Source organism: Buttiauxella sp. S19-1 (assembly GCF_022134725.1).
In the GTDB taxonomy this organism is placed as follows: Bacteria; Pseudomonadota; Gammaproteobacteria; order Enterobacterales; family Enterobacteriaceae; genus Buttiauxella; species Buttiauxella ferragutiae.
In genome coordinates, this window is record NZ_JAHWLU010000219.1 from 1 (window position 1) to 2,674 (window position 2,674).

General features: G+C 50.7%; 3 protein-coding genes. All 3 read left to right on the plus strand.

The genetic code is table 11. The features are described 5' to 3' along the window. Positions 1–313: cell division protein DedD (dedD, locus tag MES37_RS24005; protein ID WP_237932791.1), on the plus strand; the 313-nt coding region annotated here is incomplete at its 5' end. Positions 314–581: 268 nt separating this feature from the next. Next, positions 582–1,067 carry a colicin V production protein gene (cvpA, locus tag MES37_RS24010; RefSeq protein ID WP_064544767.1) on the plus strand — a complete coding sequence of 162 codons (486 nt, stop codon included), beginning with the start codon at positions 582–584 and terminating at the stop codon, positions 1,065–1,067. Between the two features lie 39 nt (positions 1,068–1,106). Next, positions 1,107–2,624, plus strand: a complete 1,518-nt coding sequence (gene purF, locus MES37_RS24015; RefSeq protein WP_064544769.1) for an amidophosphoribosyltransferase — start codon at positions 1,107–1,109, stop codon at positions 2,622–2,624. Positions 2,625–2,674 lie beyond the last annotated feature (50 nt).

Here is a 2,674-nt window from a genome sequence, read left to right on the forward strand (position 1 = left end):
GATGATGAACGAAGAACCGCCAGTGCCAGAAAAGCCTGCGAAGCAAGAGACGACCGAACAAGCACCAACCGGGAAAGCTTACGTTGTGCAACTTGGTGCATTGAAGAATGCCGACAAAGTGAATGAAATTGTTGGTAAACTACGCGGCGCAGGGTTCCGTGTTTACACGTCACCATCAACACCGGTACAAGGAAAAGTCACCCGTATTCTGGTGGGGCCGGATGCCTCGAAAGACAAGCTTAAGTCTTCACTGGGCGAGCTGAATTCGCTTTCCGGGCTGAACGGTGTGGTGATGAATTATACGGCGAGATAGAAATTAGCCCGATTTGAGTTCAGGTCGCCCTCACCCCGACCCTCTCCCCCAGGAGAGGGGGAAAAGTGGCACTGATCTCATCCCCTCTCCCTCAGGGAGAGGGCCAGGGTGAGGGTTGTTTTAGGGCAAACTTTTAATGGCGTTGAGCATTTTTTCAACGCCATTATTTATTTACGCGAGGGAAGGAAATCCCTACGCAAACGTTTTCTTTTTCTGTTAGAATGCGCCCCGAACTGGACGTCAGGGCGATTTGTCGTGAGATTTGTTCATGGTCTGGATAGATTACGCCATCATTGGAGTCATCGGTTTTTCGGCTCTGATTAGTGTTATTCGTGGGTTTGTGCGTGAAGCGTTGTCGCTGGTGACATGGGGTTGTGCTTTCTTTGTTGCCAGTCATTACTACACTTACCTGTCAGTCTGGTTCACTGGCTTTGAAGACGAACTGGTACGTAATGGAATAGCTATCGCGATACTGTTTATCGCGACACTCATCGTCGGTGCGATAGTCAATTATGTGATTAGCGCACTGGTTGAGAAAACCGGCCTGTCGGGTACAGACAGGGTGTTGGGGATCTGTTTCGGTGCGTTACGTGGAGCGCTGATCGTCGCCGCCATTCTGTTCTTTCTTGATACGTTTACTGGTTTTTCTAAGAGTGACGACTGGCAAAAGTCGCAGCTTATCCCGCAATTCAGTTTCATCATCAGATGGTTCTTTGACTATCTGCAAAGCTCGTCAAGTTTCTTGCCCCGGTAATCGTATCGGGGGGTTGTGGCTTAATGAGGAAAAGACAACATGTGCGGTATTGTCGGTATCGCCGGTTTTATGCCGGTCAACCAGTCGATTTATGACGCGTTAACGGTGCTTCAGCATCGTGGGCAGGATGCCGCAGGCATCGTCACCATTGATGCTTTAAACTGTTTTCGTCTGCGTAAAGCTAATGGTCTGGTGAGCGATGTATTTGGTGCCATTCACATGCAGCGCTTGCAGGGAAATATGGGCATCGGCCATGTGCGTTACCCGACAGCGGGTAGCTCAAGCGCTTCAGAAGCTCAGCCATTCTATGTGAACTCCCCGTACGGCATTACTCTTGCACACAACGGTAATCTGACGAACGCGCACGAACTGCGCCAAAAGCTGTTCGAAGAAAAGCGTCGTCATATTAACACCACCTCTGATTCCGAAATCCTGCTCAATATTTTCGCCAGCGAGCTGGATAACTTCCGCAACTATCCGCTGGAAGCCGACAACATTTTTGCTGCCATTGCTGCGACTAACCGCCAAATCCGCGGCGCATATGCGTGTGTGGCAATGATTATCGGCCACGGCATGGTGGCTTTCCGTGATCCGAACGGTATTCGTCCGTTGGTGATGGGCAAGCGTGATTTGGGTGATGGCCGTACCGAATACATGGTGGCTTCTGAAAGCGTGGCGCTTGATACGCTGGGCTTTGAGTTCCTGCGTGATATCGCGCCGGGCGAGGCGGTTTACATCACTGAGAAAGGGCAGTTGTTCACCCGCCAGTGTGCCGACAACCCAACCAGCAACCCTTGCCTGTTCGAATACGTTTACTTCGCGCGTCCGGACTCGTTCATCGACAAGATTTCCGTTTACAGCGCTCGCGTTGAAATGGGTAAAAAACTCGGTGAGAAAATTGCCCGTGAGTGGGAAGATTTGGACATCGACGTGGTTATCCCGATTCCAGAAACTTCCTGCGACATCGCGCTGGAAATCGCCCGTATTCTCGACAAGCCATATCGTCAGGGCTTCGTGAAGAATCGCTACGTTGGCCGTACCTTTATCATGCCAGGCCAGCAACTGCGTCGTAAATCTGTGCGTCGTAAACTCAACGCCAACCGCGCTGAATTCCGCGATAAAAACGTGCTGCTGGTGGATGATTCCATCGTGCGCGGTACCACTTCCGAGCAGATTATCGAGATGGCACGTGAAGCGGGTGCGAAGAAAGTTTACCTGGCCTCTGCGGCACCTGAGATTCGCTTCCCGAACGTGTATGGCATCGATATGCCAAGCGCCAACGAACTGATTGCTCATGGCCGTGAAGTGGATGAAATTCGTCAGCTAATCGGTGCAGACGGTTTGATTTTCCAGGATCTGGACGATCTGATTGAAGCGGTTCGCATTGAGAATCCGGACATCACTCAGTTTGAGTGCTCGGTGTTCAACGGTATCTACGTCACCAAAGATGTTGATCACGAATACCTTGAGTATCTTGAGTCACTGCGTAACGACGATTCGAAAGCGATCCAGCGTCAGAACGAAGTGGAAAACTTAGAGATGCATAACGAGGGTTAACACCATCCTCACCCTAACCCTCTTCTTGAAGGCTGTCTCTTATACACAAC

Excerpts from the sequence above, each read along its gene's own strand:
- cvpA (WP_064544767.1), top strand. The coding sequence starts at position 582 with ATGGTCTGGATAGATTACGCCATCATTGGAGTCATCGGTTTTTCGGCT.
- purF (WP_064544769.1), top strand. The coding sequence starts at position 1,107 with ATGTGCGGTATTGTCGGTATCGCCGGTTTTATGCCGGTCAACCAGTCG.